The 26,064-nt window shown below is 69.3% G+C and carries 24 protein-coding genes; 11 read left to right on the top strand and 13 right to left on the bottom strand.

Annotated elements, in window-relative coordinates:
• The first annotated feature begins 94 nt into the window (after positions 1-94).
• Genes K6T36_RS10955 through K6T36_RS10940 form a run of 4 tightly spaced genes read left to right on the top strand, consistent with a single transcriptional unit; the run spans position 95 to position 3,229 of the window.
• Entirely contained in the window at positions 95-811 is a 717-nt protein-coding gene (locus K6T36_RS10955; RefSeq protein WP_222921315.1) for a YIP1 family protein, read from the top strand.
• A 59-nt stretch (positions 812-870) separates the two neighbouring features.
• The gene (gene dcd, locus K6T36_RS10950; protein WP_222921314.1) at positions 871-1,494 is read left to right on the top strand and encodes a dCTP deaminase; all 624 of its coding nucleotides are present in this window, start codon (positions 871-873) and stop codon (positions 1,492-1,494) included.
• A complete protein-coding gene (locus tag K6T36_RS10945) occupies positions 1,491-2,492 on the top strand; it encodes a thiamine-phosphate synthase family protein (RefSeq protein WP_222921313.1) in 1,002 nt (333 codons plus the stop codon). The genes dcd and K6T36_RS10945 overlap by 4 nt, the downstream gene beginning before the upstream one ends.
• 2 nt (positions 2,493-2,494) lie before the next feature.
• Positions 2,495-3,229: a class I SAM-dependent methyltransferase gene (locus tag K6T36_RS10940; RefSeq protein WP_222921312.1), complete on the top strand. Its 735-nt coding sequence runs from the start codon at positions 2,495-2,497 to the stop codon at positions 3,227-3,229.
• A 24-nt stretch (positions 3,230-3,253) separates the two neighbouring features.
• Here the strand turns inward: K6T36_RS10940 and K6T36_RS10935 are convergent, their stop codons facing one another.
• Positions 3,254-3,412: a DUF7563 family protein gene (locus K6T36_RS10935; protein WP_222921311.1), complete on the bottom strand. Its 159-nt coding sequence runs from the start codon at positions 3,410-3,412 to the stop codon at positions 3,254-3,256.
• A gap of 146 nt (positions 3,413-3,558) precedes the next feature.
• On the opposite strand from K6T36_RS10935, the gene K6T36_RS10930 reads away from it, so the two are divergent.
• The 3 genes from K6T36_RS10930 (at position 3,559) to K6T36_RS10920 (ending at position 6,894) form a co-directional block, all read left to right on the top strand.
• Entirely contained in the window at positions 3,559-4,590 is a 1,032-nt protein-coding gene (locus K6T36_RS10930; protein WP_303651368.1) for a glutathione S-transferase family protein, read from the top strand.
• 437 nt (positions 4,591-5,027) lie between these two features.
• Positions 5,028-5,639 (top strand): archaellin/type IV pilin N-terminal domain-containing protein, encoded by a 612-nt coding sequence (locus tag K6T36_RS10925; protein ID WP_222921310.1) that lies wholly within the window; start codon positions 5,028-5,030, stop codon positions 5,637-5,639.
• 103 nt (positions 5,640-5,742) lie between these two features.
• Positions 5,743-6,894: a pyridoxal phosphate-dependent aminotransferase gene (locus tag K6T36_RS10920; RefSeq protein WP_222921309.1), complete on the top strand. Its 1,152-nt coding sequence runs from the start codon at positions 5,743-5,745 to the stop codon at positions 6,892-6,894.
• A 24-nt stretch (positions 6,895-6,918) separates the two neighbouring features.
• Here K6T36_RS10920 and K6T36_RS10915 read toward each other — a convergent pair whose 3' ends face one another.
• From K6T36_RS10915 to K6T36_RS10905, 3 genes are all read right to left on the bottom strand, one after another.
• Positions 6,919-7,353: a type II toxin-antitoxin system VapC family toxin gene (locus tag K6T36_RS10915; RefSeq protein ID WP_222921308.1), complete on the bottom strand. Its 435-nt coding sequence runs from the start codon at positions 7,351-7,353 to the stop codon at positions 6,919-6,921.
• Positions 7,353-7,592, bottom strand: coding sequence for an AbrB/MazE/SpoVT family DNA-binding domain-containing protein (locus tag K6T36_RS10910; protein WP_222606660.1), 240 nt, complete (start codon positions 7,590-7,592; stop codon positions 7,353-7,355). Before K6T36_RS10910 ends, K6T36_RS10915 begins: the two co-directional genes overlap by 1 nt.
• 88 nt (positions 7,593-7,680) lie before the next feature.
• On the bottom strand, positions 7,681-8,415 hold the full coding sequence (locus K6T36_RS10905; protein WP_222921307.1) for a 3-oxoacyl-ACP reductase family protein: 735 nt from the start codon (positions 8,413-8,415) through the stop codon (positions 7,681-7,683).
• Between the two features lie 114 nt (positions 8,416-8,529).
• On the opposite strand from K6T36_RS10905, the gene K6T36_RS10900 reads away from it, so the two are divergent.
• Entirely contained in the window at positions 8,530-9,675 is a 1,146-nt protein-coding gene (locus K6T36_RS10900) for a molybdopterin-dependent oxidoreductase (protein WP_222921306.1), read from the top strand.
• On the opposite strand, the gene K6T36_RS10895 is transcribed toward K6T36_RS10900, so the two are convergent.
• The 4 genes from K6T36_RS10895 to K6T36_RS10880 form a co-directional block, all read right to left on the bottom strand.
• On the bottom strand, positions 9,672-10,247 hold the full coding sequence (locus tag K6T36_RS10895) for an NUDIX domain-containing protein (RefSeq protein WP_222921305.1): 576 nt from the start codon (positions 10,245-10,247) through the stop codon (positions 9,672-9,674). The genes K6T36_RS10900 and K6T36_RS10895 overlap by 4 nt on opposite strands.
• A gap of 314 nt (positions 10,248-10,561) precedes the next feature.
• A complete protein-coding gene (locus K6T36_RS10890) occupies positions 10,562-11,398 on the bottom strand; it encodes a 4-phosphopantoate--beta-alanine ligase (protein WP_222921304.1) in 837 nt (278 codons plus the stop codon).
• A 104-nt stretch (positions 11,399-11,502) separates the two neighbouring features.
• Entirely contained in the window at positions 11,503-12,375 is an 873-nt protein-coding gene (locus K6T36_RS10885; protein WP_222921303.1) for a pantoate kinase, read from the bottom strand.
• 69 nt (positions 12,376-12,444) lie between these two features.
• Positions 12,445-13,035 carry a hypothetical protein gene (locus tag K6T36_RS10880; RefSeq protein ID WP_222921302.1) on the bottom strand — a complete coding sequence of 197 codons (591 nt, stop codon included), beginning with the start codon at positions 13,033-13,035 and terminating at the stop codon, positions 12,445-12,447.
• Positions 13,036-13,142: 107 nt separating this feature from the next.
• Here K6T36_RS10880 and K6T36_RS10875 point away from each other — a divergent pair, with 107 nt between their 5' ends.
• Complete coding sequence (locus K6T36_RS10875; RefSeq protein ID WP_222921301.1) at positions 13,143-13,706, top strand: cupin domain-containing protein; 564 nt, start codon at positions 13,143-13,145, stop codon at positions 13,704-13,706.
• A 21-nt stretch (positions 13,707-13,727) separates the two neighbouring features.
• On the opposite strand, the gene K6T36_RS10870 is transcribed toward K6T36_RS10875, so the two are convergent.
• From K6T36_RS10870 to aspS, 4 genes are all read right to left on the bottom strand, one after another.
• The gene (locus K6T36_RS10870; RefSeq protein WP_222921300.1) at positions 13,728-14,354 is read right to left on the bottom strand and encodes an ArsR/SmtB family transcription factor; all 627 of its coding nucleotides are present in this window, start codon (positions 14,352-14,354) and stop codon (positions 13,728-13,730) included.
• 75 nt (positions 14,355-14,429) lie between these two features.
• Entirely contained in the window at positions 14,430-15,758 is a 1,329-nt protein-coding gene (locus K6T36_RS10865) for a S8 family serine peptidase (RefSeq protein WP_303651367.1), read from the bottom strand.
• A 180-nt stretch (positions 15,759-15,938) separates the two neighbouring features.
• Positions 15,939-17,753: a BGTF surface domain-containing protein gene (locus K6T36_RS10860; protein ID WP_222921299.1), complete on the bottom strand. Its 1,815-nt coding sequence runs from the start codon at positions 17,751-17,753 to the stop codon at positions 15,939-15,941.
• 293 nt (positions 17,754-18,046) lie between these two features.
• Positions 18,047-19,351: an aspartate--tRNA(Asn) ligase gene (gene aspS / locus K6T36_RS10855; RefSeq protein WP_222921298.1), complete on the bottom strand. Its 1,305-nt coding sequence runs from the start codon at positions 19,349-19,351 to the stop codon at positions 18,047-18,049.
• A 159-nt stretch (positions 19,352-19,510) separates the two neighbouring features.
• Here aspS and K6T36_RS10850 point away from each other — a divergent pair, with 159 nt between their 5' ends.
• Positions 19,511-20,839 carry a sensor histidine kinase gene (locus K6T36_RS10850; RefSeq protein ID WP_222921297.1) on the top strand — a complete coding sequence of 443 codons (1,329 nt, stop codon included), beginning with the start codon at positions 19,511-19,513 and terminating at the stop codon, positions 20,837-20,839.
• Positions 20,840-20,905: 66 nt separating this feature from the next.
• Here K6T36_RS10850 and K6T36_RS10845 read toward each other — a convergent pair whose 3' ends face one another.
• A complete protein-coding gene (locus tag K6T36_RS10845; protein WP_222921296.1) occupies positions 20,906-21,628 on the bottom strand; it encodes a phosphoglycerol geranylgeranyltransferase in 723 nt (240 codons plus the stop codon).
• 100 nt (positions 21,629-21,728) lie between these two features.
• On the opposite strand from K6T36_RS10845, the gene K6T36_RS10840 reads away from it, so the two are divergent.
• The gene (locus K6T36_RS10840; protein WP_222921295.1) at positions 21,729-25,955 is read left to right on the top strand and encodes an Eco57I restriction-modification methylase domain-containing protein; all 4,227 of its coding nucleotides are present in this window, start codon (positions 21,729-21,731) and stop codon (positions 25,953-25,955) included.
• The last annotated feature ends 109 nt before the right edge of the window (positions 25,956-26,064 follow it).

Below are 26,064 nucleotides of genomic sequence, written 5' to 3'. Positions count from 1 at the left end.
GTCGCACCGCGCCGCCGTGCCCCCAGCACCGCGCTGTCGGAGTCCCCGACGGGCGAACGGAACGCATTTGTCGCCCGCCCGAGAGGAGCCGACGATGTCGCGTCCCCGCACGCCCCTCCTCCGACCGAGTCGCTACTACGAGGCCCACGACGGCTCCCCGCCGTTCGCCCACGCGGCCGCCGCGGTCGCGGTCGTCACCCTCGCCACCGCCGGCGGGCTGGCCGTCTTCCTCGGCGAGTTCGCCGCCGCCCTCGACGTGCCGATCACCGTCGACAACCCGGCGTACCCCGGCGAGCCGTTCTGCGAGGACTCGATGTTCGACGACACGCCGACCGGCTGCGGGGAGCCGAAGGAGGTCGAGCGGAACCTGGGCGCGCTCGTCGCCGAGGAGCTGTCGTGGCTCCCGCCGGCGACCGTCGTGCTCGTCCCGGTGGTGTGGCTCGTGCAGGGCGGCGTCCTCCACGCCGCGAGCGCGCTCGCCGACGGCGAGGGCGCGTTCGCCGACACGCTCGCGGTCGCCGGCTGGGGGATGGTGCCGAGCCTGGCGCGCCTGCTCGCCGTCGGCGTACTGGTGATCTCCCGCCTTCGAACGGTCGCGCTCCCGGAGAACCCCGAGGGTGCGCTCGACGCCCTCCGGGCGGCGATCGGCGGCGTCGAACTGGTCGGCCTGCTCGCGGCCGTCGTCGTCGCGGTCTGGGCCGGCGTGATCCGGACGTACGGGCTGGCGGACGCGCGCGACCACTCGGTCGGGACCGCCGCGACGATCGTCGGCGTCCTCACCGCGATCGGGCTGGTGTTCGAGCTGTTTTGAGGCGGCAACCGGCCCGCAATGAGAGAAGCTTTAGGCCGCCGGCGGCCGCGCCTCCGGTAATGATACTCTCGGACACCGACATCCTCGCCCGGCTCGAGGAGGGCGACCTCGCGATCGATCCGCTCGACGACGTGGACACGCAGGTCCAGCCCGCGAGCGTCGACCTCCGGCTCGGCTCGGAGTTCCTGGAGTTCCGCCGGACGAACATCCCCTGCATCCACCCGACCGACGCCCGCGAGGTCGACGAGTACGTCGAGGAGACCCACGTCCCCGAGGGCGACGACTTCATCCTCCACCCGGGCGACTTCGTGCTCGGCACGACCAAGGAGACGGTCGCCATCCCCGACGACATCGTCGCGCACGTCGAGGGGCGCTCCTCGCTGGGCCGCCTGGCGATCGTCGTCCACGCGACCGCCGGACTCTGCGACCCGGGGTACCGCGGACAGATCACCCTCGAACTGTCGAACCTGGGCAACGCGCCCGTCGCGCTCTCGCCGGGCATGCGCATCTCACAGCTCACGTTCACGGAGCTGAAGACGCCCGCCGACCGGCCCTACGGCGAGGAGCGCGGCTCGAAGTACCAGGACCAGTCCGGCCCGCAGGCGTCGCGCATCGGCAACGACCCCGAGTTCGCGACCGGCGACGCCGACGAGTCCGGCGGGGACGGGGAGCCCGACCGATGAGGTTCATCGAGGAGGTCGTCGTCGACGAGTTCCTCCCGACCGTCCGCGCGCTGCTGGCGGAGTCGCTTCGCGAGCGCGACCTGACCCAGCGGGAGGTCGCCGACGCGCTCGGCATCAGCCAGTCGGCGGTGTCGAAGTACGCACACGGCGACGTGGCGACCAACGACCGCGTCGCCGACGACGAGCGCGTCCGCGAGGCCGTCGACCGTGTCGCCGAGGGGCTCGCGTCGGGCGACCTGAGTCGCGTCGGCGCGCTCGTGGAGCTCGAGGTGCTGATCCGGCGACTAGAGGCTGGCGACCTGCTCGCGGAGCTCCACGAGGCGGCGATGCCGGAGCTGGCGGGCGCCGACTACGACTTCGCGGTCCACGACCCCGACAGCGGTCTGCGCGACCGCGAGCGGACGCTCTCCTCGCTGCGCCGCGGCGTCCGGACGCTCACCGCGACCTCCGGGTTCGCGGGGCTCATCCCCCACGTCGGCTCGAACCTCGTGGAGTGCGTGCCCGACGCGGTCGACATCGACGACATCGCAGCCGTTCCGGGCCGGATCTTCGACGTGAAGGGGACCGCCCGCGTGCCGAGCGACCCCGAGTTCGGCGTCAGCGAACACGTCGCGGGCGTGTTGCTGTCGGCGCGGGCGGCGGGCGTCGACGCCCGCGCGGCGGTGAACGTCCGCTACGACCCCGACCTCGTGGAGGGCCTGGCCGACGCCGGCGTCGAGGCGATCGAGTTCGAGCCGAACGATCACGGCGAGACCGACGCCGGCTCCCCCGACGACCCCGTCCGCGCGGCCGTGGCGGGCCGTCTCGGCAACGGGGCGGGCGCCGGCAGCGAGGGCGGCGCCGCCGGCGACGCGACCGCCGACAGCGACGACCCCACCGACGCCCTCGGCGACGTCTTCGCGGTCTACCAGACCGGCGGCGTCGGCGTCGAGCCGGTGTTGTACGTCCTCGGTCCGGACGCGCCGACGGTCGCCCGGACGGTTCGCGACCTCCTGTAGCCGTGGCACCCTCGCGTGACCGACCGGACCCGTCGGCCCCGGATTTCTACACCCGCATCGCCCGCGCGTACGACGCGCTCGCCAGGAGCGGCCCCCTCGTGGCGACGCTCCGGCGGGCGTTGGCGGACGCGCTCGATCCTCCCGCGGACGCGACCGTCGTCGAGTTCGGCTGCGGAACCGGCGCGAACCGGCCGTACGTCGCGGACCGCCTCGACGCCGGCGGAACGTACGTCGGGGTCGACTTCGCGTCCGGCGTGCTCCGCGTCGCGCGCGAACGCGGACGGGAACGCGAGCGAGAACGCGACGGGGGCGACCGCGACGGGGGAAGCGGGACGGGCGCCGCGGGTCACTTCGTCCGCGGCGACGCGACCCGCCCGCCGCTTCGTCCCGACGCCGTCGACGCCTGCTGTGGCGCGTTCGTCGTGGGGATGCTCCCGGAGCCGGCGGCGGCGGTTCGCGAGTGGGCCGACCTCGTCGGGCCGGGCGGCCGGATCGCGCTGTTGGATCTGGCGCGGACGACGCGGTCGGGATGGCGGCTGCTGAACCCGGCGTTCGATCTGTTCGTCCGCGCGGGGTCGCCGCCGGGGACGGCGAGGTCGCTGGAGCGGTCGCCCGCGACCGTCCAGGACGAGCGCGTCGCCGCGGCCCACCGCGCGCTCCGGGATGCGTGTGCGGACGTGGAGTACCGAACGCTGCTCGGCGGGTTCGCGCGGGTGAGCGCGGGGACCGTCGAGTAGGGTACCGTCCTGGCGGTCGGGCCGCTATCCGCGGTTCGCGCGGGCCTCGCGGACGCTCGCGCCGTCGCGCACGAGGTCCTCGCAGTTCGGACACACCCGCGGTCCGGCCGTCGCGTCGGGCGCGAACACCCGAGCGTAGCGCTCCGTCACCGTTCCCCCGCAGTTCTGGCACGTCCGAACCATACCGGGCCGATCAGCGCGCATCGACATAATTTATTCCCTCGAATTCGGAATATATTCGTGTGGCCGGCCGGGCAGGCGGACGTGAACCGGCGGCTTCCGCCGCCACACGGCTTTAGCGTGTGGCCGCCCACGATGGATCACGACCAATGAGCGACGCGACCAACATGCTCGTCGACGGCGAGTGGCGCACCGGCGTCCGCCGCGACACGGGCGACTCCGGCGAGTTCGAGCGAACCGAGACCAGCTTCCGCGACTGGATCGACGGCTCGGTGCCGGAGCCCGGCGCCGACCCCGTCGACAACCCCGAGTTCCCCGCCGAACCCGACCGCTATCACGTGTATATCTGCCGGGCGTGCCCGTGGGCCCACCGCGTCGCGATGACGCGGGCGCTGAAGGGGCTGGACGACGTCATCTCGCTGTCGCTCACACAACCCGAGCGCTACGACGAGGGATGGGAGTTCTCCGAGGAACAGCCGGACCCGCTGTACGGCGCCGACTACCTCCGGGAGATCTACACGAGGGCGGACGACGAGTACACCGGGCGCGTGACGGTCCCCGTCCTCTGGGACAAGCAACGCGAGACCGTCGTCAACAACGAGAGCGAGGAGATCATGCGGATGCTCGACACAGCCTTCGACGACCTCGGCAACGGCGTCGACCTCTACCCCGAGGGATCTCGCGAGGCGGTGGACGACCTGATCGACGATATCTACCCGCGCATCAACAACGGCGTCTACCGCGCCGGCTTCGCGAGCACGCAGGAGGCGTACGACGAGGCCGTCGACGAGCTGTTCGCCGCCCTCGACGAGTACGACGACCTGCTCGGGGACCGGCGCTACCTCGCGGGCGACCGGCTCACCGAGGCGGACGTGGCGATGTTCGCGACGCTGGTCCGGTTCGACCACGTCTATCACACCCACTTCCGGTGTAACCGCCGCGGGATCCACGAGTACGACAACCTCTGGGAGTACACCAAGGAGATCTACCAGATCCCAGGCGTCGCCGAGACCGTCAACGTGGACCACATCACCCGCCACTACTACAAGTCCCACGAGAGCCTCAACCCCAAGCGGATCGTGCCCACCGGACCCGACATCGACTTCGCCGAGTCCCACGACCGCGACCGCCTCGACGGCGGTCCGCCCGCCGAGCTGGCGGCCGACGTGACCGCGGAGTGAGTCCACTTCCGCCCGCCCGCGGGCGACTACTCCAAGCAGTTCGGGCAGAAAGTCCCCGACGGTCGCTCGACTGACACGCCCCAACAGGCGGAGCACAGCGGCCCCGTCCCGCAGTCCGTACAGTGTGTCGCCGTCTCGACGGTTCCCATGTCCGTCCCGCAGTGAGTGCAGTTCGGCATACAACCACACGAATGACATCCGACAATAAATCCCCCGCCCGGTACGGGCACGGCGAAGCGGTCCGTCGGGCGACGCGTCCGCACCGCTCCGCACCGTCACTGACGGCCATGCGCCGGCCCACTACCCGCGAAGCTGGCGGCCGGCTCGACCGCCGGAGGGCACCCCGATATCACTACTGAGTTTTCGAGGGCGTAACTCAAGTACCAGTCCGCGGGAGGGTTCGATAGCTCCGATCAGGGAGCGGAGAACCACACGCAATGTTCGAATTCATCACGGACGAGGAAGAGCGCGGGCAGGTGGGTATCGGGACGCTCATCGTGTTCATCGCGATGGTGCTGGTGGCGGCGATCGCCGCCGGCGTCCTCATCAACACCGCGGGATTCCTCCAGAGCAAGTCGCAGGAAACGGGACAGCAGTCGAGCAAACAGGTCAGCGACCGGCTCCAGGAGGTTTCGACCGTCGGTAACGTGAACAGCGCCGGCGACGCCGTCGACATCGTGAACGTGACCGTCACGCAGGCGCCCGGCGCCGGCGAGATCGACATCCACAACGCCACGGTCACCTGGATCGGTCCCAGCGGAACGGATCAGTTGATCGCGAACACCACCGCCGAGTACGAGAGCCTCCCGGGAAGCCTCCAGAGCAACGAGTTCTCCTACCAGACGGTGAAGGACTCCGACGACTCGAACAACGTCCTCAACGACGCCGACGACCGCCTGAACCTCGTGTTCGATACGAGCGTCATCAACGGTGAACTCGGCGAGGGCAGCGAAGTGACGATCAAGGTCAACACGATGGCCGGCGCGACCACGAGCATCCGCTTCACCGTCCCCGAGTCGCTCGGGAACAAGGAAGCAGTCGAGCTGTAAGCCGGGTCGACCGGCCGCCGATCTCGTTTTTTCTCGCGACCGCGGCTCGTGCACGGACTGCAGCCACGCGTAGCTTCAACTCCCCCGAGGAGAACCACCGGGCATGCACGAACCGACCGCCCGCGTCCGCGCGTGCGACCGCTCGCGGATCCGCGTGATGTTCGACCTCGCCCAGGAGTTGGAGCGGGAGGGGCGCGACCTCGTCCGCCTCGAGGTCGGCGAGCCCGACTTCGACACGCCCGAGCACGCCGTCGACGCCGCGGTCGCGGCCGCCCGCGGCGGACACACCCACTACACCTCCAACGCCGGCCTCCCGGAGTTACGGGAGGCGATCTCCGACACCCTCGCGCGCGAGTACGACGTTCGGCACGCGGCCGACGAGGTCGTCGTCACCACCGGCGGAATGGAGGCGCTCCACCTCGCGGTGCTCTCGACCGTCGAGCCCGGCAGCGAGGTGCTCCTGCCGTCGCCGTCGTGGCCGAACTACTGGACGCAGGCGAGACTGGCCGACGCGACACCCGTCGAGGTGCCGATGCCCGCGCCCGACTACGATCTGGACGCGGACACCCTGATCGCCGAGATGGGCGAGGACACCTCGCTGGTGATCCTCTGTTCGCCCTCGAACCCCACCGGCCGAATCGCCGACCCCGACGAGGTGCGCGCGGTCGTCGACGCGGCCGCCGACCACGGCGCGTACGTCATCGCCGACGAGGTGTACGCGAAGCTCACGTACGACCGCGATCCCACGGGCGTCGCCGCCCTGACCGGACACCCCGAACACGTGCTCACGGTCGGCTCCTGCTCGAAGACGTACGCGATGACGGGCTGGCGCGTCGGCTGGCTCGCCGGCGACCCGACGGTCGTCGACGAGGCGACGAAGATCCGGGAGTCGACGACCGCCTGCACCGGGAGCGTCGCCCAACACGCCGCGATCGCCGCGCTCACCGGGCCGCAAGCGCCCGTCGAGGAGATGTACGACGCCTTCCGCGAGCGTCGCGACTACGTCGCCGACCGCCTCTCGGACATGTCGGGCGTGACCGCGCCGGATCCGGAGGGCGCCTTCTACGCCTTCCTGAACCCCGACACCGACGAGGCGAGCCTCCCGCTGGCGAGGCGACTGTGTGAGGACGCCGGCGTCGTGCTCGCGCCCGGCGACGGCTTCGGCGAGGCCGGCCGCGGGCAGCTTCGGCTCTCGTTCGCCAACTCGATGGAGCGACTGGAGGAGGGACTCGACCGGATCGAGGCGGCGCTGTAGCGGAGCAACGGCCCGGATCAGTCCTCAGTCCGGGCGGTACGGGTTCGTATCGGAGCACAACCGATACACGTCGTCGATCCCGTCGAAATCGTCGTCGAAGGCGTACAGATAGCCGAGCCCGGCCGTGCGCATGTGTGCGATGATCGCCGCGTCGACGAACGAGAGCCGCGGATGTCGTCGGAAGACCGACTTCGCCGAGGCGCGCACAGCGTCCGTGACCGACTCGATGTGGATGTTCGCGTTCTCCTCGATCCGGTCGAGGAAGTCGACCGCCGCGTCGTGTCCCGCGTGGGTCGTGAGACCGTTGAGCGTCTCGGCGAGGACGTACTCCGGTACGACTCCCTCCGGGAGGTCCCCCGAGTCGATACCCCGGAGAACGGTGATTCCATCCTCGTGTGCGGCGTCTCGACGGTAGGCCGCCGCGAACAGGACGGACGTATCGACGAGCGCGCGCGGCACTATTCGACACCCCACCCGTCGTGCTCGACTGCTGCGTCGGTGTCCGCCGTCCCCCCGTACCCGTCGAAGTCGGCGAACGTCCCCGCTCGCTGCTGGACGACTTCGACGCGGAGCGTCCCGTCGTCGCGGACCTCCCAGCGGAGGTGGTCCCCGTCGTCGATGTCGAGTTCCCGCCGGATCCGTGCCGGGATGTTCGCTTGGTTCCCGGACACGGTGCTCTCGGCCTCGGTGTCGCCCATGCGTAACGGTATGTCGGTTTCGGATTTAAAATTTTAGTGTACGATCACACTAGAGGGAGGGAACTCCCTCCGATTTCTCGGGCGCCGTCTACCGCATCAGCTCGCCGCCGTTCACGTGCAGCGTCTCGCCGGTGACGAACCGCGCGTCCCGGAGGTACGCGACCGCCTCGGCGATGTCCGCCGGCTGGCCGTAGTACCCCATCGGAATCTCCGCCAGTTCCTCCCGCTTCTCCTCGGGGCTCCGGTCGCTCGTCATGTCCGTCTCGACGTGGCCGGGCGCGACCGCGTTCACCCGGATGTCCGGGGCGAAGTCGCGGGCGTGGCTCTTCGTCACCGACAGCAGCGCCCCCTTCGAGCCGGCGTAGTGGACCTCGATCGGCGCGCCGGTGTACGCGAGGATCGAGGAGACGTTCGTCACCGAGGGCGTCGGGTCCGCGTCGCTGTCGCGGAGATGAGAGAGCGCCGCCTTGGTGACGGCGAACACCGAGTTGACGTTCACGTCCATTACGCGGTCGAAGTCCTCGGGGTCGAGGTCCTCGGTGTAGACGTGCTGGTCGATCCCGGCGTTGTTGACGACGTGGTCGAGCCCGCCGAGGTCTTCGACCGCGGCGTCGACGAGGCGCGCGGCGGCGTCGGGATCGGACACGTCCGCTCCCACGACGGTGGCCTCCTGCCCGTGTTCGCGGACGGCCTCGGCCGTCTCCTCGGCGGCGGCCTCCGAGGTGTGGTAGTTGACGACCACGTCGTGGCCGTCGGCGGCGAACCGCTTCGCGACGGCGGCGCCGATCCCGCGGGAGGAGCCGGTGACGAGTGCGACTGGCATGCGCGGGTCGACGGCCGAGCGGCCCTTGGGCGTTGCCGTCGCGGACGGCGACCGGGTGCGTCGCGGGCAACGTTCGGCCACGAACCTATGTCGGTCCGGCCCCTCCGATCGGGTATGAGCGGCCTTCGCGGCGCCGTCGCTCGCGCCCTCCGCCGCGTCCAGCCGCCGGCCCGCGTCGTCGACTGGGCCATCGCCGCCTGTGTCGCGTTCGAGGTCGCCTCGGGCCTGTACTCGTTCACCCGGGGCACCCCGAGCGGCGCGTGGGTGTTCTGGCTCCACTCGACGGTCGGTCTGACGCTCGCTGCGCTCGTCGGGTTCAAGCTGTGGCGGGTCCGCCGACGCGTCACGTCGACGGCCTCGTGGGACCGCTTCACGCCGCTGTCCGTCCTCCAGGCTGCAGTCACGCTCGCGGCGCTGGCGACGGGCGCCTTCTGGGTGCTCGGCGGCAACGTACCGATCCTGGCGTGGACGACCCTCAACCTCCACGTCGGCCTCGGCCTGCTGCTCGTTCCGCTGGTGCTGTACCACCTCCGCGGGCGCTATCACTCCCCGCGCGACGTGGACCCCGACCGTCGCGCGGCCCTCAAGGTCGGCGCGCTCCTGCTCGCCGGCACCGTCGCGTGGCGCGCGAGCGAGGCGGCCGACCGCGCCCTCGGCGGCGCGAGCCGACGGTTCACCGGCTCGAAGCCGACCGGGGATCTCTACGACACCGAGACCGAGGGCGGCGGCTTCCCGGTCACCTCGTGGGTCGCCGACGACCCCGACCCGATCGATCGGGATTCGTGGACCCTCGCGGTACGGGGGCTGGTCGGTGAGGAGTTGGACCTCGGCTACGACGACCTCGGGGGCGGCATGGACGGCGGGGGCGGCAGGGACGGCGGGGGCGCCCCGGTGGGACCGGACACGGAACTGGCGGCGACGCTCGACTGCACCTCCGGGTGGTACACGCACCAGCGGTGGGGCGGCGTCCGCGTCGGCGACCTGCTCGACGCCGCGGGCGTCGAGGACGGAGCGCGGTACGTCCGATTCACCTCGGTCACGGGCTACCGCTGGTCGCTCCCGATCGAGGAGGCCGAGGACGCGCTGCTGGCGACGCACGTCCGCGGCCGGCCGCTCTCGCACGGCCACGGCGCCCCCGCGCGCCTCGTCGCACCCGGGCGCCGGGGGTTCCAGTGGGTCAAGTGGGTGGAGTCCGTGGAGGTGCGCGAACGGGGCGACCCGATGCAGTGGCTCGTGACCCTGGTGTCCGGGTTCGATTAGTCGCGAACGTCGGCGTCGGCGACGTTCGCGGCGTCGGCCTCGTGCGGGCTGACGACGTGGACGTGTTCGTCGCTCGCGAGCGCGTCGGCGACGGCCGCGGCGTCGGCCTCGTGCGGGCTGACGACGTGGACGTGTTCGTCGCTCGCGAGCGCGTCGGCGACGCCGGCCGGGAAGAACGGGGCGTCCGCGGTCCGGAGGGCCGCCAGCGAGCGCCAGTACGCCTCGTACTCGATCCCGCCGTCGTCGTTCCCGTGGAACCGCTCGCGCTCGTACAGCGAACCGTCCCGGAACCGGGCCTCGCGGACGACCGCGAACTCGTGGTGGGAGGCGCCGTCGTACTCGAACAGGTTCTCGACGGTGCAGACGGCGGCCCCGGCGTCGACGGCGACGCCGAGCTCCTCGCGGAACTCGCGAACGAGGGCCGCGTCGCTCGGTTCGCCGGGCTCGATCCCGCCCCCGATGAAGCGGTGGAAGTGGTGACCGTCGCGCGTGCCGGGAAGCCGCTGGACGAGGTACTCGTCCGTGTCCGGGCGACGGATCGCGCCGAGGACGACGCCGCGGATGTCGGTCATTGATCGGGTTCGGTTTCGTGACTAGGAGGTAACTGTTCTGATTCGGCGGTGGCCTCCGTCGGTGACGATTTCACCGAGCGGGCGAAGACCGCGAAAGCCCCCGCGTTCTCGACTCGCGCGACCGCCCCTGCGCTCCTCGCGCTCACTGCGTTCGCGCTGCGGTGCTTGCGGGGTCGTGCAGCGTCGAGAACGCGGCCCCTTTCAGTCCCGCCCGAAGTCGGTCGAGGATCGTCGCCGCGGCGGTTCCGCAGATCGTTCTCTCCCGGACACCCGCCCGTACTGCGTTCGGGTGTCGGGATCGTCGTGCCGTTCGCTCAGTCCAGGTCGCCCTCGCGGATGGCACGCTCGGCTTCGACGAGGGCGGCCTCGGGGTCGAAGCGCTCGACGATCTCGCACAGGTCCTCGTCGCTCGCGTCTGCCAGCTCCTCGGCGTGGCGGGTGATGTTGGGGACGGCGCGGATGATGTTGTCGACGATCGGGACGGCCGCGACCTGCGCCGACCGGCTCATCGGGTTCAGGTCGATCACGATCTCGGTTTTCCCCATCGCGCCCAGCGCCTCCGCGCGGTCGCCGTCCTCCAGGGGGACGACGACCACGTCGGCGTCGCCGATTCCGTCCGAATCGACCTTCGCGCGCTCGTGGCTGAGGCCGGGGATACGGCCGTCCGCGGTGAGCCCCTTCACCTCGCCCGCGCCGTGTTCGCGGAGGTGGTCGGCGATGGCCTGCATGCGCTCTTCGGTGCGGTTGAAGAGGTTCACCTCGACGTCGGCGCCGGTCGCCCCGGCGAGGTCGACGATCTCGCCGGGCACCAGCGCCGCGACGTTGCCGTTCACCGAGAGCACGGGACGCTCGGCCAGCAGGAGATGCGCGGCGGCCGCGCGGGCGGCGGCGTCCGCGCTCGGGAGCGTCTCCTCGCCCAGCAGGTAGTCGAACGCCTCGCCGCGCCCCTCGGCGATGAGCCCCTGCTTCGAGGTGATCCCGATGTCCACGCCGTGTTCGATGCGGTGGCGGGTGAGCAGCGACTCGTACCGTGGGTGGTCCTCGGGGATCTCCGACTCGTGCTCGGGGTCCGCGGGGACCTCGGGATCGCCGCCGCGCTCGTCGTCCGCGTCCGTCTCGGCGTCGCCGTCGACGCCGGCGTCGTCGGTCATACCCCCGACTCGTCGGCGGGGGACGAAAAGCGCGTTTACTCGGGGCGGATCGGGGACTTCCCCTCGGCGGCGAGGCCGTGACTCCGTCTCGGAACGGGCCGGGGCTACTCCTCGGGGCGCAGCGTCGCGCCCGTCGGGTGGATCGAACACGCGGCGGCGTCGTAGCCGGCGTCGGTGAGCCCGGTCCCGAGCGCGTACACCGTGCGCCCGAGCATCGCCATCGACGCGAGGCCGCCCTCCGCCTCGACGGCCTCGACGGCCTCCGCGACCTCCGGAACCTGCAGGCCGGCCTCGACGGCGAACTCCCGGCCGGCCGCGAGCAGCTCAGCCTCGTCGGGGGCGCGCATCAGCCGCGTCAGCGCCGCCTCGCCCGCCTCGCGTACGGGGTCGAGGTCGCCGCCGAGCACCCGCTCGGTGGAGAGCTCGCCGAAGGAGACGTACTCGACGCGGGGGCGCGCGGGCACGCCGTCCATGCGGCCGTAGCCGGGGGCACCCGGCTCCAGCCGAACCGGGAGGCCGCCGCGGAACTGCCCGACCACGTCGCCGAGGCCGGTTCCGGCGGCCGCCTCCGCGGCGTGGGCGACGCGCACGAGGTCGTTCTCCGAGCGGTCCAGATCGAAGGCGGCGTTCGCCGCGAGGGCGGTCGAAAGCGCCGCGGCGCCGGAGACGCCGAAGCCCGCGCCGACCGGCACGTCGCTCGACACCGCGACCTCGGCGGCGACGTTCAACTCCGCGAGCACCCGCTCCACGGGCTCCATTTGGGCGGGCACGCCGTCGAGTTCGAGCGACGCGAGGCCGGCGTCGCCGGCGGGGTCCGACCCCTCCCCGGTCCCGTCGGCGGGTCGGACGGTCACCTCGACGCCGTCCGAGAGCGCGAGGCCTGCGCCGCGGGACCCGGCGCGGGCGGGGTCGCGGTCGGGGTACGGCGCGAAGAAGGCGGTGACGTGTCCCGGCGCGAACGCGGTCGCCTCGTCCATACGCGCCCGAGCGCCGGGGAGCGAGTATGGGTTTCGGTTCCGGGCGGGCCCGGGACCTCGCCCGGCCGACTACTCCGGGGAGAGCGACTCGGGCCGCGCGTCGTCGGTGAACTGCACCCGAGCGTGGGGGTGTTGGTCGGCGTCGACGCTGAAGACGCCCTCGCGCCGGAAGCCGTCCAGCGCCGCCGCCGTCTCCTCGGGGTCGACGCCGGCGATCACCGCGGCCGCCTCGACGAGGACGCTCCGCGGGACGCCGTGGCCGGCGCCGCCGACGTCGAACGCCTCGTTCGTGTCGTCCACGTCCGCGAGGATCGTCTCGGCGAATCCCCGTAGGTCGGCGTCCGGCCCGAGCCTGTCGTGCCACAGGTTCGGGAACGCGCTCACGCGGCCCTCGCCCACCTCGTACACCGCGTCCGGACCGACCCACGACTCCGCGCTTGTGCGGCGCTCCGAGAGGGCCCGACGCAGACGGTCGGCGTCAACGGGGCCGTCCTCGCCCACCGCCTCGACGTACCGTTCGACGAGGTTCGCAGCCACGCCGGCGCCGTCGCGGTGGGAGCGCTCGTCGATCGAGACCAGGTCGCGAACTCGCATCGTCGGCCCGCGGTTGCCGGCCTCCGCGAGCACCGCCTCGTGGAGTTCGGCGTCGCTGTCTTCCATAGGAGGAGACTTGACGCGCCAGGCGTGTAAGGTAGTTGCCAGTAGGCTTTTGTCGTTCGGAGGGCGCCGACCCGCGACCTTTTATCGCGACGCTCGTCCCCTGCGGTATGGACCACGTCGTCCTCGACGACCTCGACAACTCGCTGCAGCCGGCGGCGGTGATGCGCCACCTCACCGAGCCGCTCGGCTGCGAGGACCTCGCGATCAACTACTACGAGCTCGCGCCCGGCGACTCGTTCGCGTTCGCCTACCACACCCACGAGGTGCAAGAGGAGGGGTTCGTCGTGCTCTCGGGAACCGCGACGTGGGTCGTCGGCCCCGAGCCCGAGGCCCCGGACGACCCCGTCGGCTCGGCCGATCCCGGCGCGCCGGCCGAGCGCCGCGAGGTCGAGGTCGGGCCGATGGAGGCGATCCGGATCCCCCCGGGGAAGTTCCAGCGCGGGTGGAACGTCGGCGAGGATCGGGTGACGGCGCTCGCGCTGGGCGCGCCGCTGGCGTACGGCGAGCAGCTGAAGCGCGACGACTGTCCAGCCTGCGGCGACGAGGTCGCGGTGTCGATCGAACGCGCGCCCGACGACGAGGCGCAGCTCGTCACCGTCTGTGCGGACTGCGGCGCGGAGGTGGCGCGGTGGCGACGCGGCGACGACGGCGAGAACGAGCGCATCAGGTGAGGCGCGGCGGCGATGAGGGGATCAACGAGTCCGATCCCCGCCGGACGCGAGCGAGACGAGGACGGCGACGAGGAGCCCCGCAACGAAAAACAGCACCCCGGGTTCGACGACCTCGAAGACGAACCACGCGATCGTGGCAACGAGCGAGGACCCGCCATCGGCGTAGCTGGCCGTGCCGACCGCGCCGGGTACCGTGGACACCTGTGTCCACACCCGTTCGGCCGCCCACTGCACGACCACGCTCGCGAGCGCGAGCAGTCCGACTCCGGCACCGAGATCGGCGAGGGAGACGTCGTCCGAGCCCACGTGTCGATGGTCGCCGACGAGCACCAACGGGTCCGAGGCCGGGCCGTACACCGTCATCTCGTTCCCCTTCTCCGAGTAGACCGTGTCGATCGGCTCGACGAGGCCGACATCACGGAGCACCGAGACGTGATGGTGGACGTTCTGTACCGACGTGTCGACACGTTCGGCGAGTTCGCTCGTCGTCGCCGTCGAGTCGAACAGCGACAGGTACAGCTGCCGGCGTGTCCCGGTAGCCAGCGCGTCGAGGACGTCCTCCGACTCCTCCCCGGCCAGATCGATGACGCGCGACTCCGTGGCGGGGCGGGCGGTACGTCCGCGAAGACGTTCGATCGGACTCGCCATTGCTGTGTTCGATAGGTGCGATTCGAGGACCAAATACGCACGTATCGTTCAAACGGCGATTTGATCGGTGGGGCGTCACGTGGAGAGGTTGCGGGCGCGGCCGACGGCGGCGTTCGGCGCGACCACCCCGTAGCCGCTGACGGGGTCCCGCCCGGCGGGGCCGACATCGCCCGCCGTCGCCGCGAGCACCGCGTTGACCTGTCGAGGGGTCAAGTCCGGGTTCGCCGACCGAACGAGCGCGGCGACGCCCGCGACGTACGCCGACGCCGCGGACGTTCCGTCGAACTCCGCCGCGACGGGTGGGGCCTCCCGGGGCGACGGCGCGACGACATCGACACCGGTACGCCCGTCGGCGGTCGGTCCGGCGCCGCTGTACCGATGTACCCGTTCCCGTCGGGGGTCCCACGCGCCGACGGTGATCGCCCGCTGTGCGTCGCCCGGAGCCACGAGACTGCCGGCGCGGTCGCGGTACTGAAGCGTGTGCGTCGGCGAGAGCAGCCGAAGCGCGACCGGACCCGCATCACGGGGGCCGCGTATCGTGACGAAGTACGTCCCCGTGGGATCGACGCGACGGGACAGCCGCACCGTTCGGCCGTCCGAGGGGTGATACGGGACCGACCGACCGACGAGTCTGTTTCCTCGCTCGGTTTCGCGATACAATTCGACGCTGAACGGGGGAGACGGCGATTCGCCATCGCCCGTCTGCTCGGCTCGCGTCGGCGCCGCCGATCGGTTCCACGACAGCCACACGGACACCCGCGAGTCCTCGCCCCGGAGGTATGTTCGGGGACCGCCGGCGAACCGATGCGTTCCAGTCCGGTTCGGCGCGAACTCGCCCCGCCAGTGGCTCAGTCCGACGTTTCCGGCCGGGACGACGACGATCGAACCGGCGGCGACCGTCCGTTCGATGGCCCGGTTCACGTCGGCGTCACCGTCGGTCCGGGCGTACAACGAGACGGGGGCGACGATCACGTCGACGTTCGACCGCCGCATCCACCGCAGCGCCGCCGTGAAGTCCGTCGCGGCGTCGAACGACGCGAGGTAGAACTCGGCGTCGGGCGCGACGTCGGCGACCGTCGCGGCCGTCGCCGTCCCGTGACGGGCCGACTCCGAGGCGGGCACCACGCCCTCGGTTCCGAACGCGCGGGCCGCGACGACCCGGTCGTCGACGCCGGCCGCGGACGGGTCGACTCCCGTCGCGGAGACGACCCCGACCGTGACGTTCGACCCCGTGACTCCGCGTTCGTGTAGCTCGTCGACGGCGGTCGATTCCGACCGGCTAGCCTCGCTCGGTGCCGGACGATCAGCGCCGAGTCCCCACGCGCTCGTTCCGAGGAGGCCCCCGAGGACGAGTAACACCGCGAGGACCGCCGCAGCGATCAGTCGCAGCCGCTCCCGGTCCACACGGATCCGTCCTCGGATCCCGGCGAGGGTCGCCCGGGGACCGTCGCGACCGTCACGCCACATCGTTCGATGCTCCGTGTCCCTGCATGTTCGCACCCCTGTCGTGTCGTGCGGAAGCCTCCCTGTCGAGGTCGCCGTCTGGGCGGTCGCACGTCCCGATCACTGCCACGGTTCCTCGTGTCAGCGTTTAATCGCCCCGGTGACCAGCCCGATCCCCACGGTCGCGAAGAGCCCGGCCACCGCGAGTGCGCCGAACGGGACGATCGGAATCCCGCCGCGGGGGGACGCTCGATCGTCGCGTTGGGTCGGACTCTGCACGCCCTCGGCGACGACGAACCTCGTCGACTCGACGATCCGGCCCGTCTCGTCGGTGGCCGACTCCCAGTCGCGGTCCTCCGGAAGCCCGTCGGTACGCGAGAGGACGATCCGATACGTGTCCGCCGCGAGCGTTCCGTTCTCGTAGGTGACGACGACGGAGTCCTCGCTCGATGTGGCGACGAGCGGGTCGCCGTCGCTGACCCCGGCGGCGACACTCGTGTCGAACGCGAGGCCGACACGCTCGTCGCCGTCGCCGTCGCGGACGACGGCAGTGAGCGTGTACGCGCCGTTGTACGGCCCGATGCGGACGATCATCGCCTTCGCCTCGTCGGTCCGGACCGTCATCCGGGTCGGCTCCCCGATCGTCCCCCGGATCGGTTCGGGTTCTGCGTCCCGGTCGCTCGTGTTCTCGGTCTCGATGCCGGGCGATTCGACCACCGATTCGTTCCCGTCCCCGTCGATCGGCGTGTCCGTCACCGCCAGCCGGCCCCGTTCGACGAGGAACGTCGTCGCGTTGTCGTCGCGCTCCGTCGAGAGCCCCCCGACGGACTGGACGAGCGGATAGACGCCCTCGTCGAGTACCGATCGGTTGCCGTCCACCCGTTCGTCGATGACCGAAACCTCGTCGCGCTCGTCCGCGACGGAGACCGCCGCGTCACCCTGACCGATCGCGGCGGTTTCGAACAGCACGACGACGCGGTCGTCGTCGTTCCCGTCGATCACCGAGAGGTTGAGCGCGTAACTGAGGTTCGGCCCGCCGATCGTGAGCGTCGACGTGCGAGGTTCGAGCGTCAACTCGATCCGGGCGACCGACCCCTGGTCCACCGTGACGGTGGCGAGGTCGTCGTACAGCGTCTGGTTGCGCTGGTGCATCGTCGAGGAGTCCGATCCCGCCTCGGGCGGCTCCGGCGGCTCGCAGTCGTCCTCGCACGTCGTTACCTCGACCGACCGCGACGCGATGACCGTGCCGTTGTGTCGGACGGTGATCCGTCCGGGTGCCGGCGCCGGGATCCGCGTGAGGTCGAATCCGGCCCGGAACGCGCCCGTGTGGTCTACGACCGCCGAGCCCTGATGGAGGAACGAGGTCGACCCCGTCCCCTCCATCCGTACGGTAAGGGTGGTCCCCGGCGGGAGGTTCGCGGTCCCGTTGACGGTTCGACCCGGACCCGCCTCGATCGTCCCGTCCGGCGAGGGGCTGTTCACCGTCGCGTTCGGCGTCTCCGGGGTGACGGCCGCACAGGCCGACTCACACTGAAGTATCCGACCGGGCGCGCGTGCCAGCACCGTTCCGTTGTGGACGACGGACGCCTCGACGCTCGCCCCCGCTTCGACCGACGAGAGGTCGAACACCGCACGGAACGAGCCGTCCGGCGCGACGACCGCGTCGGCCGACCTGATGAACGCCGGCTGGGTGTCCCCGGTCGAGTGGATCCGGACGCTCACCTCCGTTCCCGCGGGGAGCGACGTGCGTCCGGACACGGCCTGTCCCGGTCCGGCCTGAAGCCGAAGTTCGTCCCCGTCGGTGTCGATCGTGCCGGTGGCCTCGTCCGTCTGTTCCGTCGAGTGGGTGGGCGCTCCCGTCGTCGCGACGGCGCCGACGGTCGACGGGACGGCCGAGACGACGAGCACGAGCACGAGCGCCGCCGCAAGGACCTTGGTGCCAACGAACCGCGTCACGGACACCACCCGTCGGACGGTGTTGCTGGGAGACCGCTACGCGTGGAGGGCTGCCGGCGACGAGGTCGCCGGCGGGAGGGTCGTAGTCGCATCACGGGTGGACCATGCGGGGGCGGCACTATTGAGGTACTGAATGCTCAAACCGCCGATTGAGTGGCGCCGGTCGTGTCGGAGGCCGGTGGTCCACTCGATCCCGCGATCGTCCGAGCTGGGGGCGGAACCCCTCGGTTGCGTCAGATCGGGATCAGCGGCTGACAGCCGTCCCGCCCGTCACGCCGGGGCCCGGAACGCGATCACGGGCTGAGACGCTGGCGGTCGCGCGGGAAGAGCACGGCCTCGCGGATGTTGTCCAGATCGAGCATCGTCATGAGGAGGCGCTCGGCGCCCATCCCCCAGCCGGCGTGGGGCGGCATGCCGTACTTGAACATCTTCGTGTAGTACTCGAACTCCTCGGGGTCGAGGCCCTGTTGCTCGAAGCCCGCGATGAGCTGCTCGTGGCGGTGCTCGCGCTGGCCGCCCGAGACGAGTTCCATGCGCGGGTGCATCATGTCGAAGCCGGTCGACTTCTCCTCGTCGTCGTCGTGGTCCTTGATGTAGAACGGCTTGACCTCCGAGGGCCAGTCGGTGATGAAGTAGTGCTCTCCCACTTCCCGGCCGAGCACGTGCTCGGCCTCCGTCGAGAGGTCGTCGCCCCACACGAGGTGCTCGTCGAGTTCGCCCGTCGCGTTGACGCGGTCGAGCGCCTCCTGGTAGCTCAGGCGCGGGAACTCGCCCGAGGGGACCGCGAACTCGTCGGCGAGCCCGAGCGTCTCCAGCTCGTCGGCGCAGTTCTCCTGCACCGCCTCGTAGGCGGCCTTCGTGACCGCCTCGGCCACGTCCATCGCCTCCGTGTGGTCACAGAAGGCGCCCTCGAAGTCGATGGAGTGGGCCTCGTTGAGGTGGCGGGGCGTGTTGTGCTCCTCGGCGCGGAAGATCGGGCCGATCTCGAAGACGCGCTCGAGGTTGGAGCCGGCCATGAGCTGCTTGAACAGCTGCGGGCTCTGGTTCATGAACGCCTCCTCGCCGAAGTAGGAGATGGGGAACAGCTCCGTGCCGCCCTCGGTGCCGGTGGCGACGATCTTCGGGGTGTTGATCTCGGTGGCGTCGTGGCTCCGGAAGGCGTCGCGGACGGCGCGCAGCAGCTCCGCGCGGATCTCGAAGACGGCCTGTACCTCGGGCTTGCGGAGGTCGAGCGTTCGGTTGTCCAGCCGGGTCGGGAGCTCGGCGTCGACCTTTCCGGAGGGGTCGAGCGGGAGCTCGGGGTCGGCGGGCGCGACGACCTCGATGTCGGTCGGGACGACCTCGACGCCGGTGGGCGCGCGGGGCTCCTCCTTCACGTCGCCCTCGACCTTCAGGACGGACTCGCGGTGGGCGTCGAGACCGGTGTCGACCATCGCCTCGTCCATCTCGTCCTTCTCGAGCTTGACCTGGATCTTCCCCGTCTTGTCGCGGAGGATCAGGAACGCGATGCCGCCGAGGTCGCGGGTCTCGTGGACCCAGCCGGCGACGGTGACCGCCTCGCCCGGGGTCGCGTCAGCCGTGTAGGTTCGACCGTGCATACAGTCCGGTTCCGGCGCGAGGCTTTAAACTCGGTCGATCCCCGTTGTCACGCCCCGTGAAGGCTTACCACGGGCGGTTCGGTCGGCCTGAGCGGCCCGGTTCCGCGCGGTGATACCCGGGAAGGTACGCTTATGCCTCCGGACCCGAATCGACGCGCAGTGACGGACGCGGGCCGACCCGGGGGGAACCGCAGCGACGCGAACAGCGTCGCGACCGACGGCGGGGGTACCGGCGTCGCCGACAGCGGGTCCGCCGCGGGCGACGCCGCCGCCGACACCGGCGGGCCGGCGTGGTTCTCCAGGGCGTTGGCCGCGAGCGGGGCGTTCACCGGCGCGCTCGTCGTCGGCACCGCCGCGCTGGCGTTCACCTCGGCCGGGCGGAGCCCGGGGTCGGTCGTGTTGGGGCTCGTCGGACCGCTGTGTGCGGTGTGGGCGTACGGTGTCGTCCTCGCGTGGGTCGCCCGGACCGACCTGCCGCGCGAGCACCACGCTCGCCTGGCCGGCTGGCTCGTCGTCGGCGTGATCCCGCTGGTCGTGGGCGCGGTGGTGATGCAGGCGTACAGCGCCGCCGTCGGGGCGCTCGACTCGTTCTCGCCTGCGGCGGCCGGCGGCTGGGCCTGCGGCGGCGTCGTCTTCGGCGCCGCCGTCGGCATCGGCGACGTGCGCGTCCGGATGCGCACCGCCGAGGCCGAGGAGGCGACCGCGCGCTACGAGCAGCTCGTCGAGGTGCTCACGGTGCTCAACCGGGTGCTGCGCCACGACGTGCGCAACGACCTCACGGTGATCGCGGGTTATCTCGACCGCGCCCGCCGCGAGGGCGACGCCGACATCGTCGAGTACCTCGACGGGATCGAGGCGCGCGCCGAGCGCATCGAGCGGCTGAGCGACCACGCCCGCCTCGCGGAGGACGCGGTGCTGGGCGACGAGCACGTCGATGAGACGACCGACCTCGCGCTCGTCGCCGAGCGCGTCGTCGCCGCGATCGGTCGCGACTACCCGGAGGCGACGGTGTCGTTCCGGACCGACGCCGATCCCGGGCGGGCGATCGTGCCGGGCCACGACCTGTTGGAGTCGGCGATCCACAACGTCGTCGAGAACGCCGTCGAGCACAACGACGCGTCGGACCCGACCGTCGAGGTCGTCGTGCGGATCCGCCCCGACGACACGCTCGCGGCCGAGCACGGCGATGGCGGGGGTGCCGGCGCCCACGGCAGTGCCGGTGGCGCGCACGCTGGCGACGAGGGCGGCGGAGTCGTCGAGGTGTCGGTCGCCGACGACGGCCCGGGGTTCCCCGAGCGCGAGCGGACCGTGCTCGAGGAGGGCGGCGAGGACGCCCTGGAGTCCAGCTCCGGCATGGGCCTGTGGGTGGTCCACTGGATCGTCGACGCCGTCGACGGCGCCACGTCCGTCGACGACCGCGAGGGTGGCGGGAGCGTCGTCACGCTGCGGTTCCCCCGGGTCGGCGGCGACGGCGACCACGAGGCGTGAAAACCGGCGTCGGAGGGGGATCCGGGGCGGGGAAACGGAGGGGAGGCGGGACGGGGCGGGCGAGACTCAGGCGTCGGCGAGCTCGGCGTGGGCGTCCGTGACGCCCTCGACGGTCTCGCGGACGGCGTCGGCGCCTTCGTCGTGGAGCAGGTCGCCGACGACGACGGTGTCGGCCACTTTGCCCATCGCGTGGGCGTCGTCGTAGTCGTGGATGCCGCCGCCGTAGAAGAGGGTCGAGTCATCGAGCGCGTCGTGGGCGGCCTTCACGGTCTCGCGGTCGCCCAGGGTGCCCGAGTACTCGACGTAGACGATGTCCTGGCCGAACATCTTCTCGGCGACGCGGGCGTACGCGCCGACCTCCTCGGGGGTGAGGTCGCAGTCGGCGCCGGTGAGCTCGGCGGCGGAGGCGTCGGGGTTGAGCACGATGTACGCCTCGGTGTGGGTGCGGTCCCAGTCGAGGTCGTCGGCGATGCGCACCCACTCCTTGTGGGCGCCGGTGATCCAGAACGGGTCGTCGGCGTTGAAGACGGTCGGGATGAGGTAGCCGTCGAGCGCCTCGTCGTCGACGACGACCGCCGGGTTCGACGGCTCCTGGTACAGCGGGACGTTGTGCTCCTTGCACGCCTCGATGACGCGGGTGGCCTTCTCGGAGGTCACGTCCAGCGTGCCGCCGATCTCGATGGCGTCCGTGCCGGTCTCGCAGGCGTCCGCGAACGTCTCGTCGCCGTACAGTTCCTTGTCCGGGTCGATCTTCAGGACGTGATCCCACTCCTCCCAGGGGGCGCTCATGTTGGTGGGGATGGTGTGCAGAGCGCTAAAAAGGGCGCGGATGCGAGCGGTGTGACACCCGTAGATTCTTGCCGACGCGGACTCCCTCGGTGGATAGCACATGAGTCAGGCGACGCTCGGGTCCGCGCCTTACCGTAATTCGAACCTCTTCTCCGGCTACTATCTCGACGAGCGCGTCGACGACCTCGACGCGTGGGACTGCGACGAGGCGGCCGGGGCCGCCTTCGAGGAACTCCAACACCTGTGGGAACTGGAGGGCGAGCTCGTCGCCTCCTACAAGGAGGACGAGCTGCTCGACTCGTGGATCGACGAGGTGCTGGACGTCCTCGGCTTCGGGTCACTCTCGGAGACGACCCTCCCGGACAGCGAGGGGTACAACGATCGCCTCCTGTTCGAGTCCGACGAGAAACGCCGCGACGCCAGCAGCCGCAAGCGCGACGGCGACCGCGACGCGATGTACTCGCTGGCCTCCGCAGTGCTCGAAGCCAAGCAGTGGGACGCCGACTTCACCCAACGGTTCGCCGAGACGCGATCGTATCGCGACGCCTCCCACCAGATCAAGTACTACCTCGAACACACGCCCGAGCGGCTGGAGTGGGGCATCCTCACGGACGGCAGGACGTGGCGCCTCTACGGCACCAAAGACTACGCCACCGAGACCTACTACGAGGTCAACCTGCCCGAACTCCTCGAATCCGGCGACCTCGAACAGTTCAAGTACTTCTACGCGTTCTTCCGGCCGGCCGCGTTCCGCGAGACGGCGGGCACGACGTTCCTCGAAACCGTCTGGAACGAATCGGAGACGGCCGCACAGGAACTCGGCGAGGACCTGCAGGACAACGTCTTCACCGCGCTGCGCATCCTCGGCGAGGGCTTCGTCGAGACCAACGACCTCGCGATAGATCCCGACGACGAGGAGGCTCGCGAGGAGCTGAAAGAGCAGTCGCTCGTCCTCCTGTACCGGCTGATGTTCGTCCTCTATGCCGAATCGCGGCACCTCATCAGCCCGGACGAGCCCGCTCGCGAAGCCGAGTTCAACGAGAACTTCAGCCTCGACGAGCTGCGCCAAGAGATCCACGAGGACATTGACGCGGGCGATTCCTTCGACGAATACAGCGAGTACTCGACGTCGATGTGGGGGCGCCTCCAGGACCTGTTCGGGCTCATCGACTCCGGCGAGGAGTCGCTGGGCATCCCGCCGTACAACGGCGGCCTCTTCGACGACGACGAGCACGCGTTCCTCGCGAACAACGAGGTCGCCGACCGCTACGTCGCCGAGGTCGTCTATCGGCTCGGGACGACGACGGCCGACGACGGCGACGGCTACGTGCTCGCCGACTACGCCGACCTGGACACGCGTCACCTCGGGACGATCTACGAGGGCCTGCTCGAACACGAGTTCCGTATCGCATCCGAGCAGTACGCCGCAGTCTCGGAGGACGGCGGGCAGGTGTGGAAGCCCGCGACGGAGGTGAGCGTCGCCGACGCCGTCGAGACGGTCGAGGCGGGGGAGTTGTACGTGGTGAACGACGACGGCGAGCGCAAGGCCACCGGCGCATACTACACGCCGGACTACGTCGTCGCCTACATCGTCGAGGAGACGATCGACCCGCTGGTCGAGGAGATCAAAGCGGACATCCGCGAAGAGGAAGGGTTGGAGCCTGGCGACAAGGGGTACATCGCGCCGTTCTTGGAGCAGATCCGCGAGTTGACCGTGCTCGATCCGGCGATGGGCTCGGGGCACTTCCTCACGAAGGCAACTGGGTATCTGACCGAGCAGGTGATGGAGGTCATCCGCCAGCAGGAGATTCAAAGCTACGACGAACAGGACATCCGGCGGATCATCGCCCGCGAGTGTATCTACGGCGTCGACATCAACGGGATGGCCGTCGAGCTCGCGAAGCTGTCGATGTGGCTAGAGACGCTTGCGACTGACCAACCGCTCGCGTTCCTCGACCACCACCTGAAGGATGGGAACTCGTTGGTGGGGTCGGACATCACCGAGGTGCTGTCAGATGATAGCGCCCAGGAAGGCGGACAGTTGACGCTCACGCAAGTGTTCGCGAAGGCTCGCCGCGACACGCTCGAGCACGTGATGGAGCTGATGTCGGAGCTGCTCGCCATCGACAACGAGACGCTCGCGGACATCAAGTCGATGGAGGAGACGTACGACGAGATTCGCTCGGATCCGTTGTACGGGCGCTTATTCGAGTTGGCGAACGTCCACACTGCTGAGCAGTTCGGGTTGGATGTGCCCGAGGGTGTGTACGAGGAGATGGCCGGAGCGATCGAGGACGCCGAGGAGTGGGCTGAGGTGCAGGGGGAGGATTGGTTTGCGTCGGCGCAGGCGATGGCCGACGACGAGGACTTCTTCCACTGGGAGCTGGAGTACCCCGAGGTGTTCTTCGGGACTGATGGGGAGAAGCGCGACGATGGGGGGTTCGATGCGGTTGTTGGGAACCCTCCGTATGTGCGGATCCAAGAACTCCGCACGTCCGTCCCAGAACAAGCAGAATACCTTTCTCAGTACAGATCCTCGACGAGAAACTTCGACTTATATGCGAACTTTACTGAGAAGGGGTATACACTGTTGTCTAGCCATGGATACCTCGGGTACATAGAACCACACAAGTTCTTCCAAAATGACTTCGGAGAGGGGTTGCGCGAATTCCTAGCTGAGAGAGAAGCTATTGAGCAGATTTTATCATTCGGACACAGACAAGTATTCAGAAACGCATCCGTGTACACTTGTGTTCTTGTTCTCAGCAAATCTGGACAACAAGGGCACAAATACGCTGAAATTGATCCACAAGAGTTAGCCACCGGTACAACGCCGAACTACCGGAGAATCGATCCAGAACTGGACGGAGACCCTTGGGTATTCAAATCCCCAGAGGTCCTCAGGGTGCTGAAGAAAATTGATGAGAAGGCACTCTCTCTCGCAGATGCTACTAAGAAGATATACCAAGGAGTCATCACGAGTGCTGATAATACGTACTTGGTTAATCAAATAGAGGACCGAGGAGAGACAACGCTGATCGAAAACGGCCATGGCGAGAAAGCAGTCGTAGAATCCTCACTTGTCTATCCGTTTCTCAAAGGTCAAGACGTGAAGCGATATGAACCACTTGACCCGCCGCAGTCAGTCATTCTACCGTATCACAGTGGAAGCACAGGGCTAGAATTCATTAGCGAGGATACGCTGGAATCGGATTATCCCAATACTCACGACTATCTCAAATCACACGAGTCTGATCTTCGATCACGAGATAGCGGGAGCATGGATACCGAAAGATGGTACGACTTTACCCGAGCACAGAATATGCCGGAATTTCTCAATCAGAAGTTGGTCACACCGGAAATCAGCTACGGTGGGAACTTCACCTATGACGATGTTGGAGTCTTCCACAAATCCAAAGTATACGGGATTGTAGCCGAGGAGGGTATTCATGAGAAGTTCCTACTCACGATTTTGAATAGCAAGTTGCTCTGGTTCTATCTTCGAAGCACTGGGTATGTGCTCAGAGGGGGGTACTTTACGTTCAAAACGGATTATCTGGAACCATTCTGCCTGCCGAATGTGAACCATGCCAAGAATACAGAGGTTCCCAAACAAGATCAACCTGAGACTGTGAACGCGGAGGCTCAAACAGAGTCTGATTCTGCGTTCAACCAGCTTTGCTCCCTTGCTAATTCGCAGTTAGAGTCACAAAGAGCCCTCAAATCGCTGAATCTGAAAATTCAAGATCACCTTGGGTCATATTCCGATGGCCCGAAGCTCGCGGATGTCGGCTTTACCCAACCTCCGGAGGATGCCGCCGAGTCAATCCTCCAAGAGACGACCGAGCAGAAACCGAATCTCCGCGTCGGCCACGCAGAAGTCATCCGTAGGGCCGACACGACGGTCGAGATCCAGCTCACCGCTCGCTACAAACCCGACGACGAGGACGCACACGAGACGGACCAGTGGGGTTACACGGAGACGGACCCACTCCCGGCGCTGCGAATCACGGACCTCACCGAAACGGAGGCAGATCTCATCGAGGCGTTCGTCCCGGTCGCCGTCGACGAGGCTGGCGGGTTCGCCGGCTTCCGCGAGACCGCGACGAAGACGAACTCGCTGGTGGACCGGCTCCGCGCGCTCACGCTGCCCGCCGTCGACGACGTTCGCGACGGGCTGGAGAGCTATCTAGAGACGAAGGCTCGTGCTGAAGAGTTGGAAGAGCAGATCGAGCGCACCGACGACCTGATCGACGAGATCGTCTACGAGCTGTACGGGCTGACCGACGAGGAGATCGAGATCGTCGAGGAAGCCGTTGGGGAGTAGGGTACTGTTCCGCGAGCGAACGAAGTGAGCGAGCGGCCCTTTTTGATCCACATTTTTCGAGGAGGGTCGCGCGGAGCGCGACCCGACGATGAAAAAGGTGGGACTTGAA

Source organism: Halobaculum roseum, assembly GCF_019880245.1.
GTDB classification, from domain to species: domain Archaea; phylum Halobacteriota; class Halobacteria; order Halobacteriales; family Haloferacaceae; genus Halobaculum; species Halobaculum roseum.
The sequence above is the reverse complement of the archived record's forward strand: the minus strand, read 5'-3'. Positions and strand labels throughout refer to the sequence as shown.